We start from the raw sequence: 15,427 nt of genomic DNA on the forward strand, positions 1-15,427 counted from the left end.
CACTGAGGAACATTATGATTGTTATTGTTAAGCTTCAGTCATACGCCAAGCCTGCATACGCGCTTTTAATTTTAGCATAGCCTGGCTGTGTATCTGACTCACACGAGATTCGCTTACTTCAAGTACTTCGCCAATCTCTCGTAAATTCAATTCTTCATCATAGTACAGAGACAATACAATTGCTTCACGCTCTGGCAACGTTGTGATCGCATGAGCCAGTGCCTTTTGAAACGCGCCCTGCATTAAATCTTCAAATGGCGCATCTGAGCCTTTGCTCTTCTCGTCTCCGATAACGTCTTCTGAAACACCTAAGTCTTCTATCGCGACCAATTTGCCCGCGTTTACTTCGTTGAGCATTTGATGATATTGGCCCAACGACACGTTCAATTTAGCTGCGATATCGACATCTCGTGCGTCTGCGCCGGTTTCACGTTCAACTTGCGCAATCGCCTCCATGATAGTTCGGCTATTTTTGTGCACCGAGCGTGGTGTCCAATCACCTTTGCGAATTTCATCCAACATAGCACCGCGAATTCGGATACCGGCGAATGTCTCAAAACTAGCACCTTTAGAGCCGTCAAAATTTTTCGCGGCTTCAAGCAATCCGATCATCCCAGACTGAATTAAATCATCAACGATGACACTGGCGGGTAAACGAGCCATCAAATGGTGAGCGATTCTCTTCACTAACGGAGCATGACGCTCTACGATAGCGTTTAGATCGACACTTTGCTGGTATGCTGCCACCTTACTACTCACCCGTTATCACCTACCGCCTTTCGTGTTAGCAATTGCTCTAAAAAGAACTCCAAATGACCACCTGGTTGTTCAGGGATTGGCCATTGCCCTGCAGCTCGCGCCAAATCACTAATGGCAAGCGCTGCAGGCGATGCAGGAAACGCATCAACAATTGGTGTTTGTTTACGTACTGCTTTGCGAATATTCTCATCAAAAGGGACTGTTGCCACTAACTCTAGTGCAACATCGAGAAATCGCCCAGTGACTTTTGAAAGTTTATTAAAAAGTTCTCGACCTTCCCGCTCATTGCGCACCATATTTGCGACAACTTTAAACTTAAATACGCCATGCTCACGATTTAATATCTTGATCAGTGCATAGGCATCCGTAAGCGAGGTTGGTTCATCACAGACAACCACTAAAATGTCTTGTGCGGCACGACTGAAACTCAAAACCATGTCTGAAATACCAGCAGCGGTATCGACAATTAGTACGTCTATTGGCGTTTTCAGTTCACTAAACGCGCGAATCAACCCAGCGTGCTGAGTTGGCGTCAGTTCAGTCATGCTCTGCGAGCCAGAGGTGGCTGGGGCAATTTTGATTCCGTGGGGGCCTGTGACAAGTACTTCATCTAGTGTGCATTCACCAGAGAGTACATGAGACAAGTTTTTGTCGACTCGAAGGCCTAACATCACGTCGACGTTGGCTAGCCCTAAATCGGCGTCCAGGACTAATACGCGTTGCCCTTGCTTCGCCATAGCCACAGCAGTATTCAAAGTGATGTTGGTTTTCCCAACCCCACCTTTACCTCCAGTGACCGCTATAACTTTAATTAAACGTGACTGTTTCATTCTTCGTAAGCCGCTAGCCTGATCTTCAATCATACTGCTTTTGCTGTATTTGCCGCTATATGGTTGCTAGTATGGTGCAACTTGTACTTTTTATAAAGCCTTGCTGCAAGAGAAATAAGATTTTTTCCATTCGCAACAGAGATATCTTCAGGTACTTTCTGACCATCCGTAACAAAGCTTAACGGTAAGTTGTAGTTTATAGCAACACTCAACATTTCACCCAATGAGTAACATTCATCCAGTTTGGTAAAAATACATCCTTGAAGTTGCACATTTTTGTAGGCATTAACGACACCTTGAAGAGTGGCATATTGAGCATTGGCCTGAGCTACTAAATAGTAGTTAACGGGCATATTAATTCCCCTCGAGAACTCTTGCAACTGACCAATTAAGCGTGCGTCCCGTTGTGAGAACCCTGCTGTATCAATCAGTATCATCTGCTTGTTTCGAAGTTGATGCAATACATTCGATAATTCTTCGCCGCTATGCGCTTTTTTAACCGCACAACCAATGATCTTGCCGTAGGTGGATAACTGCTCAAATGCACCGATTCGATAACTGTCTATCGTTACCATCGCAATTTGATCCGCACCGTACTTTTGTGCATAACGTGCGGCAAGCTTTGCAACCGTTGTTGTCTTACCAACACCTGTTGGTCCCACCATGGCAACAACGCCAGATTGTGACAACAAACGCTGCCCGCCCATATGCAATCGATTAGCAAGTAATTTCAACAGCATTAGCCACGCTTCGCGCTCATTGGCCTCCGCTGGCAAATAACTCATCAACTGATCACTCAAAGACGCATTGATTCCCATAGCAAGCAATTGCTCATATAAGTATCCATGCAACGGGTTTTTCAATTGTTTACGTTGTTCAGTCAGTGCTGCCACTTGAAACGATAAAATATTGCGTAATGATGCTAACTCTTGCTTCATCTCTGACAGTTGTTGTGGCAACTCTGCTGACGCTTGAACCTGTGGCTGCGGCATCGGTTGTGGTTTAGCAATCGGTTTGTAGTTACCTTCCATTGACGGTGCGGCCTTTTCGCTTTGAGGCTGCTGAGAACCACTTGCCTGCTTTTTCGCTTGTGCCGCTTGTTGCTTTTCCAATAATTGTTTTAGGCTGTCAGGGCCATCATCTCCAATTATCTCACTGAGCGTAGGCGTTGCTTTAGAGGCTTTTCCTGCATTCATCGCACCGGCCGCCTTTTGCTCTTCAGTATGCCTGTCATAGGCCGCAACCAACTCTATTCCAGCGCTGGTTTTGCGCGTGGACATAATAACGGCATCAGCACCCAGCTCGTCCTTTACTTGACGTAATGCTTCTCGCATATCTTTGCCGACAAATCGTCTAATTTTCATAGCTTATGCTCCACATAGCTGAGTATTTCTTATTGCCCAACGGCGCTTACGATACGAATTTGCTTATCATCAGGTATCTCCTGATAAGACAACACATGCAGCCCTGTCACCGCATGCTTCAGGAATCGCGACAACACGGGACGCAACATGCCTGATGTCAATAGCACAGATGGTTCGCCTGCTAGCTCTTGTTGCTGAGTCGCTTCACTCAATGATTGTTGAATACGATCTGCTAGCCCAGGTTCGATGCCTGCACCATCTTCTCCACCTGCTTGCAATGACTTGTGCAGTATTTGTTCCAACTCTGGCGCCAAAGTTATGACAGGCAGCTCTGCCCCACCATTATTGATTTCCTGAATGATCAGACGCTTCAAGGATATACGTACAGCAGACACTAATACGTCAGGATCTTGACTCTTAGGACCGTATTCACACAACGTCTGAACAATGGTGCGCATGTCACGAATCGGAACGCCTTCATAAAGTAAAGTGCGCAGCACTTTAACTACCGTGCTCAGAGATAAAATATCGGGTACTAAGCCCTCGACTAGCTTAGGATTGCTTTTCGCTAACATATCAAGCAACTGCTGCACTTCTTCATGACCTAATAGCTGGTAGGCATTTGTGGTAAGCAATTGGCTCAAATGTGTCGCCACAACCGTTGCTGTATCAACAACGGTATAGCCTAACGTTTGTGCATGCTCTCTTTGCGAAGGTTTGATCCATACCGCGTCTAAACCGAAGGCGGGATCTTTAGTCGGTTTACCGTCTAGTTTACCGAATACCTGACCGGGGTTAATTGCGAGCTCGCTATCGTGGTTAATATCCGCCTCACCGACATTTACCCCTAGCATCGCAATGGTGTATGTGGTCGGATTGAGGTCGAGATTGTCGCGAATATGAACCGGCGGAATAAGAAAGCCCAATTCTTGTGAAAGTTTCTTTCTCACCCCTTTAATACGTGTGAGGAGTTCACCGCCTTGCGCCTTGTCAACCAGCGGTATTAAACGATATCCAACTTCTAAACCAATTGTGTCGACCTGCTGCACGTCATCCCAACCGAGATCTTTGATTTCAGCGGGTGCCTGCGTATCAGCAGGCATAAGTTCGCCGTCCTTTTTAACTTCTTGTGGTTGTTCTGACTGCCGCTTACGGAAATACGCCAACCCACCAACAATAAAGCTGAAGCTCAAAAATGCGAGGTGCGGCATACCCGGTACAATACCCATGACGAATAATATGCCAGAAGCTATATAGAGCGCTCGAGGATCGGTAAGTTGCTTATCAAGCTCTTGACCCATTTCCTGAGTTTCATTTTCGCGTGTAACAATAATCGCCGTCGCTACAGACAGTAGCAACGATGGGATCTGCGCGACCAATCCATCACCAATGGTCAAAATAGTGTACACCTCTAGGGCGTTACTAAATGACAAGTCGTGCTGGACTAAACCAATAAAAAGTCCACCGACTATATTTATCAACATGATAAATAAACCCGCGATGGCATCGCCTTTAACAAATTTCGACGCACCGTCCATTGACCCGTAGAAATCTGCTTCCTGCGTGATTTCTTCGCGTCTACTGCGGGCTTCATCTTGGTCAATATAGCCGGCATTCAAATCGGCATCGATCGCCATCTGTTTACCGGGCATTGCATCAAGAGTAAAACGGGCGCTAACTTCTGAAATTCTTCCCGCACCGGCAGTTACAACTTTGAAGTTAATGATAAGGAGGATGGCAAAGACAACGACACCGACTGCAAAATTACCACCGATGACCACTTCACCAAAGGCTTGGATAACTTTACCTGCGGCATCCCCACCTTCGTGCCCATATAACAACACGACACGAGTCGAGGCCACATTTAATGCCAGCCGCAAGACTGTTGCAATCAGGAGCACTAAAGGAAAAATACCGAAGTCGACAGGCTTCTGTGTAAAAACCGCAACCAAAATAATCACTAGAGATAACGCGATATTAAAACTGAACAAAACATCCAGTAAAAAAGGCGGCATAGGTAAAATAACCATGCCCATAATCGCAAGCAGTACCAAAGGAGCACCTAACCCCGAGGTAAATCTCTTGACTCGATTTTTATCGAACTTCTGCCAGTAAGCGGTTAATTCCATTTTGTTAGCTACCCCCAATAACGGAATTTTGACGCAAAAAATGCTCTGCCTAACTGTATTTCAACAAGCGTGCCACTCTCTCAATATGGAGCAATAATTTCGCGGTTGATACGATTAACGGCGATACTCTGGTGGGATGGGTAAGTCTTTTTTCAGCGGCTTCGGACGGGCGCCCTTACCAGATTTAAAGGCCTTCAACTGGTATACGTACGCCAAAACCTGTGCTACAGCCATGAACAACTTACTCGGTACTTCATGGTCTGTTTCAGTCGAATAATAAATAGCTCGCGCTAACATTGGCGAAGGAATAAGGGGGACATCATTGGCGGTCGCAATTTTCCGAATATGCATTGCCAATTCATCGACGCCTTTAGCCACTAGTACAGGCGCTCGGTTGCCATTTTCATCATATTTTAGGGCCACAGAATAATGCGTTGGGTTTGTAACAACCACATCGGCTTCAGGAACGGCCTGCATCATGCGTCTAGCTGCTGCTTGGAATTGCAATCTGCGAATGCGTCCTTTTACTTGCGGATCACCCTCTGCATTTTTACGCTCATCTTTGACCTCTTGCTTGGTCATTTTCATTTGTTCATGATGCTTATATTGCTGGTACGGCACATCAATGGCAACAATTGGGATCAAAGCACAACACAGAATTAAAAATGCCCATTCAATCATGTCTAATGCATGGAAAATGCTCAGTGGAAACAGCTCTTGATCGAGGTGTAACGCTTCATCCTTGAATAACAGCAAGGAGATATATGCAGCCGTTGCAACAACAACAAATTTACCGATGGCCTTTAACAGTTCGATAAGCCCTTCAACACCAAACATGCGTTTAAACCCATTGATAGGATTTATTTTTTCACTCTTAGGCTTCGTCGACTCCCAGGTGAAATTATAGCCACCCAGTGCAATAGAGCCGTAAATACCCGCGATCATGGCAATGATTAAATAGAATAAAACCGGTGTGCTGACTTCACTAAACGCATTGCCCCAGGCCTGAAACATGTGATTAATGTCGTACGTTTCATCTCGTGACAGGGTGAAGGTTCTCTGCATGACACTGAACATTGCCGTCGCAATGTGTGAGCCCATGAGTAAAAAGGCTAGCGCGCTCGCAATCAAAACCAGCGCCGTCGACAATTCTCTTGAGCGCGCTAGTTGACCTTTGCGACGCGCTTCCTGGATTTTTTTGGACGTGGGTTCTTCGGTTTTTTCGTATGAATCAGACATGCACTATTACGTCCCGCAAACCTGAACAAGTTGACACATCATAATTTGTGCACGTTGCCATTGTTGTTCAAAGTGACTGGTAAAGTTTGCCATAGTGATCCAGATAATCACTAAGCCCATTATCTGCGCTATCGAGAAACCAATACTGAATATGTTCAATTGAGGCGCAGCTTTGGTCATAACACCAAAGGCTAAGTTCACAATAAGTAGCGACACAATAGGTGCGAGTGTCATCACAACCGCTGATGTGAACAACCACCCAGCCCAATGCGCAATTGCTTGAAACTGCTCTGGCTGCCACCAGCCTTCACCTACAGGAAAGGCTTGGAAGCTCATTGTCACCATTTGGATCATCGCCAAATGGCCGTCAAGCGTCCAAAATAGCAACGTTGCCAAGATGAGATAAAACTGACCCACAGCAGGTACGTTAATACCGTTCACAGGGTCTACGATAGACGCAAAGCCTAAACCGGTTTGCATTGCAACGATTTGTCCTGCAAGCACAAAAGTATTGAGCACCATCATGGATAAGAAACCTAGACCAATACCAATGATGAGCTGTTTTATCACTTCCACAAATGACCCCAAATTCACCAAATCGGCGACTGGCGCTGGGGGGATCATGGGCATAATCATAAAGGTTAATAAAACAGCCAATAGTGTTTTAATCGGTGTTGGGATACTTTTAGCACTTAACCCTGCCATTGATGCAAACATGCCCGAAATGCGACAAAATGGCAGTAAATAGTCTGCCAAGAACTGCATAATTGTCGCTTCAGCGATAACCACGTTAGCCGACCACCTGCGGTATCTGTTCCACCATTGTGAAAGTAAAATCCATCAATTTCTGCACCAACCAGTTACCGCCATAGCTCAATGCCAAAAGTGTCACAATTAGACGCGGTAAAAAACTCATGGTTTGTTCGTTGATGGACGTTGCAGCTTGGAAAACAGCTACGATCAAACCAACAAATAAACTGGGCAAGATGATCGCTGAAACCAACAGGATTACGATAAACATCGATTCTCTTAATATCTCGACAAAAGCCTCTGGACTCATAAGATTCTCCTAGGTTCCCATGCCAAAGCTCGTTGCGAGCGTACCGAAAATAAGGTTCCAGCCATCGACCAACACAAACAACATGAGTTTAAATGGCAAGGATACAATCATCGGTGACAGCATCATCATACCCATCGCCATCAATACAGAGGCCACGACTAGATCCAAAATCAAGAAAGGGATAAACAGCATAAATCCAATTTGAAATGCTGTTTTGAGTTCACTTGTGACAAAAGCTGGGATCAAAACGGTCATTGGCACATCGGCAGGATCGTCAAATTGTCCTTCATATCCACCGATACGTACAAAGGTTTCAAGATCCTTAACCCGGGTTTGGGATAGCATAAATTCACGCATCGGAATTTTAGCGGCTTCGAACGCCTGTTTTGAAGTCATGCTCTCTGATAAATAGGGTTGTAATGCTGTTTCATTAATTTCATCAAACACGGGAGCCATGATAAACATACTCAAGAAAAGACTAACGCCTATGAGTATTTGGTTTGATGGAGACTGTTGAAGACCAATGGCCTGACGTAAAATTGACAGCACGACGATTATTCGCGTAAACGACGTCATCATCATGACAAATGCTGGGATAAGGCTCAGCGCGGACATGATAAATAACGCTTGTAGCGTCATAGAGTACTCTTGCGCACCATCGGCCCCCGTCGTCACGGTCACTGCAGATATGCCTTGCTGCGCCATCACTGGGCTCACAAATCCCAATGCTAGCGCTATAAGCGCTCCCCACCCAATAAACTTCATGGTTTTTCTCCGATGCTGGCGGGGTTGAGCTTCCCGGCCATAGCTTGAACCAGTTTTTGTTTAAACTGATCCGCCACTTCGGACTTTTTAGGCGTAATTTTATTGGGTAACGTCGCCAAATGGCTGATGTTGTGTGCCGTCACTCCCAGTAGATACTGCTCGTCGCCCACTTCGACAACCATTACGCGCTCTTTAGTGCCCGCTACCATACTGGCAACCACTTTTAAGTCACCCTGACCAGTATGAGCGACATTAAACCGACGCATAACAAAGGCGAGCGCGAAAATAATGCCGACAACCACCAAAAGTGATAGAAAAATTGACACTATATCGCCAGCGCTAGACATGCTGCTTTGGGTTTCTGTCGCAAACGCGACGGAGGAGAAGCTACTAAGGGCGATGAAAGGAAGTGCGTAGCCAATTGATTTGACTACGCTTTTTTTATTTAAGCTACCTGAGCTTTTTGATTCTCTCGATTTGACTAATAACATCCGTTAACCGAATACCGAATTTATCGTTGACCACTACTACTTCTCCATGAGCAATCAACGTGCCATTCACTAATACGTCTAACGGTTCACCCGCAACTCGGTCTAATTCAACCACAGACCCTTGGTTCAATTGGAGCAAGTTTCGAATACTAATCGAGCTTCGCCCCACTTCCATCGAGATAGTGACAGGAATATCAAGAATGGTATCCAGTTTTTTCTTTTCGGCAGGTGTAATCGACTCTTCGCTGGATAACTCATCTAACTCAGCGACTTGAACGTCATCACCCTCTGCGGTCTCGGCTGGTTCGGCTTGTTCGCCTTCTTCAGACTCCGCCTGTTCAGCCATGGCCGCAGCCCAATCGTCCATACCGTCTTCTTCACTCATGACGTTATCCTCTTATTACAAATCTTCTTCTAATACCGATAATTCGGCATCGTTATCTATTACTCGACCACCACGGGTCAATAGCTGCAGCTCCGATTTAACAGAAGTGGGTCGTTCAATCTTTTCCGTTATTTTCAGCGCTATATTATCTCTAGAGCGACCTAACTTAGCCCGGAATGTAGGCAATTCCTCAATCATTACCGTAATGTGTTCTGGCATCTCTATTGGAATGATGTCGCCGGCTTTTAATTCCATCACTTGATGCAGCGGAATGACTACGTCCAACATGTGCGTACTCAAATCCACGTGAACATCCATAATTTCATCACGCAGGGCTTTAGACCAACGGAAATCAGTATCCTCTTTATCACTTTGTACGCCCGCATCGAGCAACTCTCGAATCGGCTCTAACATCGAATACGGTAAACTGACGTGGAAATCACCGCCCCCGCCGTCTAACTCGATGTGAAATGAACTGATCACCACCACTTCAGTAGGGCTTACAATATTGGCCATAGCAGGGTTAACTTCTGAATCCAAATATTCAAAAGACACATCCATAACTGGGGCCCAGGCTTCTTTGTAGTCCTCAAAAATCAACTTAAGCAGCATCTGGATAATCCGACGCTCCGTCGGAGTAAATTCACGCCCTTCAATTTTGGCATGATAACGCCCATCTCCGCCAAAAAAGTTGTCCACCAAAATAAACACGAGTCGTGCTTCCATGGTAATCAGACCGGTCCCCTTTAGAGGGCGAAATCTCACCATGTTTAAACTGGTTGGAACGAATAGCGTATGAATATATTCACCAAACTTGATCATCTGAATGCCATTGATTGACACTTCAGCCGAACGACGCATCATGTTGAATAAGCTAACACGCATGTGACGGGCAAACCGCTCGTTAACGATCTCAAGAGTCGGCATCCGACCACGGACAATACGGTCCTGTGAGGAGAAGTCATATTCCAGCGCGTCAGAATCAACGTCACTTTCGTTAACTTCTTCCTCTTCGACGTCGTCAACTCCGTGGAGTAGTGCGTCTATTTCATCTTGAGATAATAAATCGCTCACAATTCACCTTAACTATTGCATTACAAAACCAGTGAATAACACTTCTTCAACGATATTCTTGCCAGCTACTTCCTGCATCTTAGCTTGAACGTCTCTTACTGATTGTTCCCGCAAAGCAATTTTTCCCGCTTCGGTAACCAGATCATCTGCGTTACTACTGCTAAACACTTGCAACAATGTTCCTTCAATTAACGGAATATGAGACTTTGCAATTTCTTCACTATCCGAGCCTCTTACCATCAATTGCACTTTTATTTCGACCAACCTATCACGACCATTGCCTGGCACATTCAGTACAAAAGGCCGTGGCATCGCAACATACAGAGCAGTTCCATTATTTGCAGACGAAGATGAGCTTGAAGAACCACCTCCGCCACTGGTTTGCACTGCTGAAACATCTCCCATATCAGCATCATCACCGCCCATCAGGAAATATGCAGCACCCGCACCAATTACAACAACCAGTGCAATGGCAATAATTAAGATCAACTTGCCTTTTTTACCGCCTTCTTCGATTTTTAATTCTTCTTCAGCCATGACTTATTTCTCACATTGGGATATTAGTATTATCGGTAGCTTGACGATAAATCACAATGTTTAGATCAATTACTGCATCAGGCATAAAAATCGATACCACCAGCTCTGCCGTTCACAACACGCTGTTCAATAACCTCACTGGCAACTTCTTCCATTGCTTCATCAGCGTGACCTTGACTAAACTCTCCACTCTGCTCTCCTTGCTGTTGTTGGCTATCTTGCTGAACAAATGACTGTCCTAATTCAATGCCTTGCTGATTCAGCATGTCTTTTAAACGCGGAATCGCCTGATCTAAAGCGTCACGCGCTTGTGGAGATTGGACAATGAAATTCACCTGTGCCGCTTCGCCTGACATACTCACTTTCACTTTGACACTGCCAAGATCGGGTGGATCTAGTCGAATTTCCGCAAACGATGAGCGGGCATTTACCATCCAGCGTATTTTTTCTGCGAACTGAGTCTGACCTTCAGGTTTAATAATATTGACAGGTTTATCAATCAAGCTTTGCGCTGCAGCGCTGCGTTGATTTTCAGTCTGGACCGCACTATCTACATTTATAGCATCGGCTCGAGTAGCGGCCGCCAAATACTCACCAGGAGTTTTACCTTGTTGCTTAATTGCATCTGCTAGCGACAAGGTTTGCAACACTTGATCCGTCACTTGTGAGACTGTAGCTTGCAACGGCGCTTGTTCTGTAATACTGGAAGCCGCAATTGCGTCAGAAATTATGGCTTTTAAATTCAGTCCCGGCTCTCGCCCTTGACTCAGTTGCTGCTTAAATTCTTCAATCCCCGCTTGCAACGCATTGATAAACGACTGTTGCTGTTGAGGGGTTACGGGTACCGGGCTTTTGGCAACAATATCCTCAACGATTGCTTGCACCGCTTGACGCTGCTGTTGCTCAGGCAACTCAACTATCAACTCAATCGCTTTTTTAGGGGATACATCCACAACAATAACATTGTTATCTACTTTTTCTTGGGTTTCACTATTACTTGGCAGCGATGCGTCTGTCGCTATCTCTGGAGTGTTAGCGTTCACCTCAACGTCATTTAAAACTTGCGCAATGAGCTCGTCTACCTCTTCCTCTTGCACTATAACGTCGGTTTCAATATCCAATGGAATGGCAGCATCTTCAGCACTCACTTGATCGTGAATATCAGATGAATCATCTAGCTCACCTTGAGACTGATTGGAGAATAAAATAGCCAGTAAAGCATCATTCAACTGCTCATGCTCATCGGCATCTGAAGATCCATTCTGTGGGGCAAGATCGGCGAGTAAAGACTCCAAACTAGGATCCACAGGGCTGATGTACAAGTCATTGGGAATTACGTCTGAATCCCCTTCTTGCTGATTGATTTGTTTGACAATATCTTTAATAAAATCCTTCAAAGCAGAAGCATCCAAAGGACGAAGATCTAAATCTTCTGGCAACGTAATGGTGATGGTTTTCTCACCCTCTTCATTCACTGTGATTTCTATCGGTAGCGTCTTGTCTTTAAGTGCTTTCAAATCCGCAATTTCGCCATCCCAATCAATCGCCTTTTCACCGTCCCCATGATTTATGGCTTTAACTTGCTCAATCCAATCAACCCAATTAATTTCTTCTTCCACCACTTCAGGGCTATCCGCCACGCTGTCAGTTGCCACAACATCGGGTTGCTCAATTTCAGCCTGATCGCCATTGGACTTTTCCGCCTCAGCAGTTTTATCCCCGGTTTTAGCGGTTGCTGTCGTTTTCTCCGCAACCTCGTCCTTGGCAACGGGTTTCTCTTGCTCTGTACGTTCAGCAGGATCTTTACGTGTGGCACCAGCCTCTTGCTTGTCTTCACTTCTGTGAGTAGAACTTGATTCTCGCGTTTTTTCTTTAGCTGAGGCTGCATTTGGCCGTTCAGAGGTCGTAGAGCGCACATTTCTCTCTTGTTGGGCTCTTTCTTGACCCAACAAAGAACCAAATTGGTCTTGCCTATTGTCTGCGCTAGCGAACCATTGTTTGTCAGCTTCAAATACAGCGTCAGACTTAGCGGCAATATCTGTTTGCAAAGGGGCAATTTGTTGCATAATACGAAATTCCTCAGCCCAACATTTTATTAATTTTCAACACGTTACAAATAAATGTCGGTTTTGTTTGCATTCTTAAGGATGTATTGTGCAAAGACCGTTCCAACCTATTAAAATCTAACCTAACACTATGCTGAGGCGTTACGAATAAAGCGTTGCAGGGCGAACTCATCGGCTTGCTGTTGCTCATACTTTGCCAGTCGGTGCTCGCGTGCCAAGCGTTTTTTCTCAATCACATGTTCTATCGCTTTTCGCTTGCGCTGTTGCACCAACCATTCCTGTTTTCGTTGGTCTGCGACCAAGATAGCTTGGCTTATGATCTTATTTTGTTGATGACACGCCTGATCAAGCTGGGCAACAAAACTCAAATGCTGAGTATAAGTTCGCGCCTGCAGACCAGATTGGCCATTCTGTGTAATGGATTGAATGTATTCGATGCGGTATCGCTCAATGCTGCTTAAGCGATCGCGTTGTTGTTGCACATATTGTTGTGCCAAATGAAACGCGCCTGCGCATCGCTCTTCCTTTTGACGTTCCCAATCGGCGACCTTTTGCAATTGCTCATTAGCCATTAGTTGCCACCGCCTTGTAAGCCGGCAAAGAGCGCTTGCATAGCCTGCATACACTCATCGTACGGGATAACTTGCTTCATTCCTTGCTGAAAAAACGCATTAATCGCAGGTTCTGCTTGAATGGCCAGATCAATTCGCTGATCCGTTCCTTTGGTATAGGCCCCAATGGCAATAAGATCGCGGTTCTGTTGATATAGTGAATACACTTGTCGAATGCGACGCATACTATTTAAGTGCTCTTCACTCACGACTTGTGGCATTACACGACTAATCGATGATGGCACATCGATTGCGGGATAGTGACCACTGTCGGCAAGTTCACGCGACAATACAATATGCCCATCAAGGATCGCTCTGGCAGCATCCGCAATAGGATCCTGTAGGTCGTCACCTTCTGTCAAAACGGTGAAAAAAGCAGTGATAGAACCTTGACCATCTCCACCATTTCCAGCCCGTTCTACCAGTGCCGGTAATCGAGCGAAGACTGAAGGCGGATAGCCTTTAGTTGCAGGCGGCTCGCCGACAGCGAGCGCGATTTCTCGTTGTGCCATGGCATACCGCGTTAAAGAATCAACCAGCAATAACACATTAAGCCCCTGGTCTCGAAAATACTCAGCAATCGTAACTGCGGTTTCACAGCCTTTTAAACGCATTAAGGGTGAGGTATCCGCGGGTGATGCAACAATAACAGCCCGCTTGCGCTCTTCTTCAGTCAGAATATCATGAATGAATTCTTTAACTTCTCGACCCCGCTCCCCAACTAAGCCCACGACAACGACATCAGCGCTGGTTCCTCGAGTCATCATACCGAGTAACACACTCTTACCTACACCGCTACCCGCAAACAGTCCCATTCGCTGACCTGTACCCACCGTTATCATGCTATTGATTGCACGTACACCAACATCGAGTGGCTGCTCAATTGGACGGCGCGTCAACGGGTTGATGGGCGGTTTATTGGTTGATACTCGTGTTTGAGTTTCAATGGCCCCTAAACCATCCAAAGGTTGAGCGTTGGCATCCACAACGCGACCTAGCAGCCCTAAACCTACCGGTAAACCAGGTTCTCTCGACAACGGCTCTACTCTGGAGCCTGGCACGATACCTTTGACCGCCTCGGTTGGCATTAAATAAGTAATATCTTCTCCAAACCCGACCACTTCAGCTTCAATTTGACCGTCAATTGTTTGTACCAGGCACTGACTGCCAACCGGCAACTGACAACCCACAGCTTCAAGTGTCAAGCCGATCCCTCTGACTAATTTACCCGCACATAACGGCGCTGATTGTGGTACTTGTTGAGCTAATTTAGTGACATGCTCAATGAAAATTTTGACATCTTCTGTCGTATTTTCGTTAACCATCAGTCAAGCCTTGCTGGACTAGGAATGTATCAAGAACCGCTTTGCTTCTGCGCTCAATAGAGTGATCAACCGCATTGTTTTGAGTCGATATATCACACCCACCGCGCGACATATCGGGTGAACTAACTAAGTGCCAATGGCGTTCCGCAATGGCTTCTGCGCCAAATTGTTCTTCGATATATGCGATATCGTCTGGATGCATCCGAATATGTATACTTTGATCATTGATAGGGAGCGTTTTGATCGCTTCCTCAAGCGCAGTCTGAATAACATCAGGCTGTGTCTCAACCTCGCGACGAATAACAGCTTTAGCCAGCGATACGGCAAGCAAAACTAATTGTCTTTGAGCTTCCTTTTGTGCCAACACGACGGGTTTGTGTAACTCATTGATCAGCGCTTCCCACGTTTGACGTTGACGTTCAATATCCTCTTGCGCCTGAGCTAGCCCTTCGTTTCGACCTTCTTCCAGCCCTTGCTCCGTACCTTCTTGCCGTCCTTGCTCTAACCCTTCAGCATGACCCGCTTGCAGTCCGGCTTGTTTGCCCTCTTCATAACCTTCTTGATAGGCCGAAGCTCGGATCTGCTCTATCTCTTCGGCAGTGGGAGGAAGGACTTCCTCATCTTCTTCCGGCGGTTCGTATTTCCAATCTGAACGGCGGTTAAAAGCATTGGTTTTGCTTTCATCAACATCAAGTTCTTCTTCAACAAAAGGTAGGTCCCATGAACGGGCATCTTCAGCCGACAACTTATGCAACCGTGAACTACTCATTTGCGATACTCATTCTTGTTCTG

16 protein-coding genes are annotated in these 15,427 nt (G+C 45.8%); all 16 read right to left on the reverse strand.

Going from position 1 to position 15,427, the window contains the following annotated elements; all coding sequences use genetic code 11:
• Positions 1–27 precede the first annotated feature (27 nt).
• The 16 genes from CSH93_RS05175 to fliH all read right to left on the reverse strand — a co-directional run bounded on the left by CSH93_RS05175 (position 28) and on the right by fliH (position 15,404).
• Positions 28–759: an RNA polymerase sigma factor FliA gene (locus CSH93_RS05175; RefSeq protein WP_100642108.1), complete on the reverse strand. Its 732-nt coding sequence runs from the start codon at positions 757–759 to the stop codon at positions 28–30.
• A complete protein-coding gene (locus CSH93_RS05180) occupies positions 756–1,622 on the reverse strand; it encodes a MinD/ParA family protein (protein WP_100642109.1) in 867 nt (288 codons plus the stop codon). Before CSH93_RS05180 ends, CSH93_RS05175 begins: the two co-directional genes overlap by 4 nt.
• Positions 1,619–2,953: a flagellar biosynthesis GTPase FlhF gene (flhF, locus tag CSH93_RS05185; protein WP_100642110.1), complete on the reverse strand. Its 1,335-nt coding sequence runs from the start codon at positions 2,951–2,953 to the stop codon at positions 1,619–1,621. Before flhF ends, CSH93_RS05180 begins: the two co-directional genes overlap by 4 nt.
• 29 nt (positions 2,954–2,982) lie before the next feature.
• Positions 2,983–5,082, reverse strand: coding sequence for a flagellar biosynthesis protein FlhA (gene flhA, locus CSH93_RS05190; RefSeq protein WP_100642111.1), 2,100 nt, complete (start codon positions 5,080–5,082; stop codon positions 2,983–2,985).
• 114 nt (positions 5,083–5,196) lie between these two features.
• A complete protein-coding gene (gene flhB / locus CSH93_RS05195) occupies positions 5,197–6,321 on the reverse strand; it encodes a flagellar biosynthesis protein FlhB (protein ID WP_100642112.1) in 1,125 nt (374 codons plus the stop codon).
• Between the two features lie 6 nt (positions 6,322–6,327).
• A complete protein-coding gene (gene fliR / locus CSH93_RS05200; RefSeq protein ID WP_100642353.1) occupies positions 6,328–7,086 on the reverse strand; it encodes a flagellar biosynthetic protein FliR in 759 nt (252 codons plus the stop codon).
• A gap of 25 nt (positions 7,087–7,111) precedes the next feature.
• Positions 7,112–7,381 carry a flagellar biosynthesis protein FliQ gene (gene fliQ / locus CSH93_RS05205; RefSeq protein WP_100642113.1) on the reverse strand — a complete coding sequence of 90 codons (270 nt, stop codon included), beginning with the start codon at positions 7,379–7,381 and terminating at the stop codon, positions 7,112–7,114.
• Between the two features lie 9 nt (positions 7,382–7,390).
• Entirely contained in the window at positions 7,391–8,086 is a 696-nt protein-coding gene (gene fliP, locus CSH93_RS05210) for a flagellar type III secretion system pore protein FliP (RefSeq protein ID WP_240615506.1), read from the reverse strand.
• Between the two features lie 56 nt (positions 8,087–8,142).
• Entirely contained in the window at positions 8,143–8,637 is a 495-nt protein-coding gene (gene fliO, locus CSH93_RS05215; RefSeq protein WP_100642115.1) for a flagellar biosynthetic protein FliO, read from the reverse strand.
• A complete protein-coding gene (gene fliN, locus CSH93_RS05220; protein ID WP_100642116.1) occupies positions 8,597–9,022 on the reverse strand; it encodes a flagellar motor switch protein FliN in 426 nt (141 codons plus the stop codon). The genes fliO and fliN overlap by 41 nt, the downstream gene beginning before the upstream one ends.
• Before the next feature lie 15 nt (positions 9,023–9,037).
• Positions 9,038–10,096, reverse strand: coding sequence for a flagellar motor switch protein FliM (gene fliM / locus CSH93_RS05225; protein WP_100642117.1), 1,059 nt, complete (start codon positions 10,094–10,096; stop codon positions 9,038–9,040).
• A gap of 12 nt (positions 10,097–10,108) precedes the next feature.
• Positions 10,109–10,633 (reverse strand): flagellar basal body-associated protein FliL, encoded by a 525-nt coding sequence (gene fliL / locus CSH93_RS05230; protein WP_100642118.1) that lies wholly within the window; start codon positions 10,631–10,633, stop codon positions 10,109–10,111.
• A 77-nt stretch (positions 10,634–10,710) separates the two neighbouring features.
• Entirely contained in the window at positions 10,711–12,699 is a 1,989-nt protein-coding gene (locus tag CSH93_RS05235) for a flagellar hook-length control protein FliK (RefSeq protein ID WP_100642119.1), read from the reverse strand.
• Positions 12,700–12,827: 128 nt separating this feature from the next.
• Positions 12,828–13,271, reverse strand: a complete 444-nt coding sequence (gene fliJ, locus CSH93_RS05240) for a flagellar export protein FliJ (RefSeq protein ID WP_100642120.1) — start codon at positions 13,269–13,271, stop codon at positions 12,828–12,830.
• Complete coding sequence (fliI, locus tag CSH93_RS05245; RefSeq protein ID WP_100642121.1) at positions 13,271–14,635, reverse strand: flagellar protein export ATPase FliI; 1,365 nt, start codon at positions 14,633–14,635, stop codon at positions 13,271–13,273. The genes fliJ and fliI overlap by 1 nt, the downstream gene beginning before the upstream one ends.
• The gene (gene fliH, locus CSH93_RS05250) at positions 14,628–15,404 is read right to left on the reverse strand and encodes a flagellar assembly protein FliH (RefSeq protein WP_100642122.1); all 777 of its coding nucleotides are present in this window, start codon (positions 15,402–15,404) and stop codon (positions 14,628–14,630) included. The genes fliI and fliH overlap by 8 nt, the downstream gene beginning before the upstream one ends.
• Positions 15,405–15,427: the final 23 nt, after the last annotated feature.

The organism is Neoalteromonas facilis, assembly GCF_002807665.1.
Taxonomy (GTDB): domain Bacteria; phylum Pseudomonadota; class Gammaproteobacteria; order Enterobacterales; family Alteromonadaceae; genus Alteromonas_E; species Alteromonas_E facilis.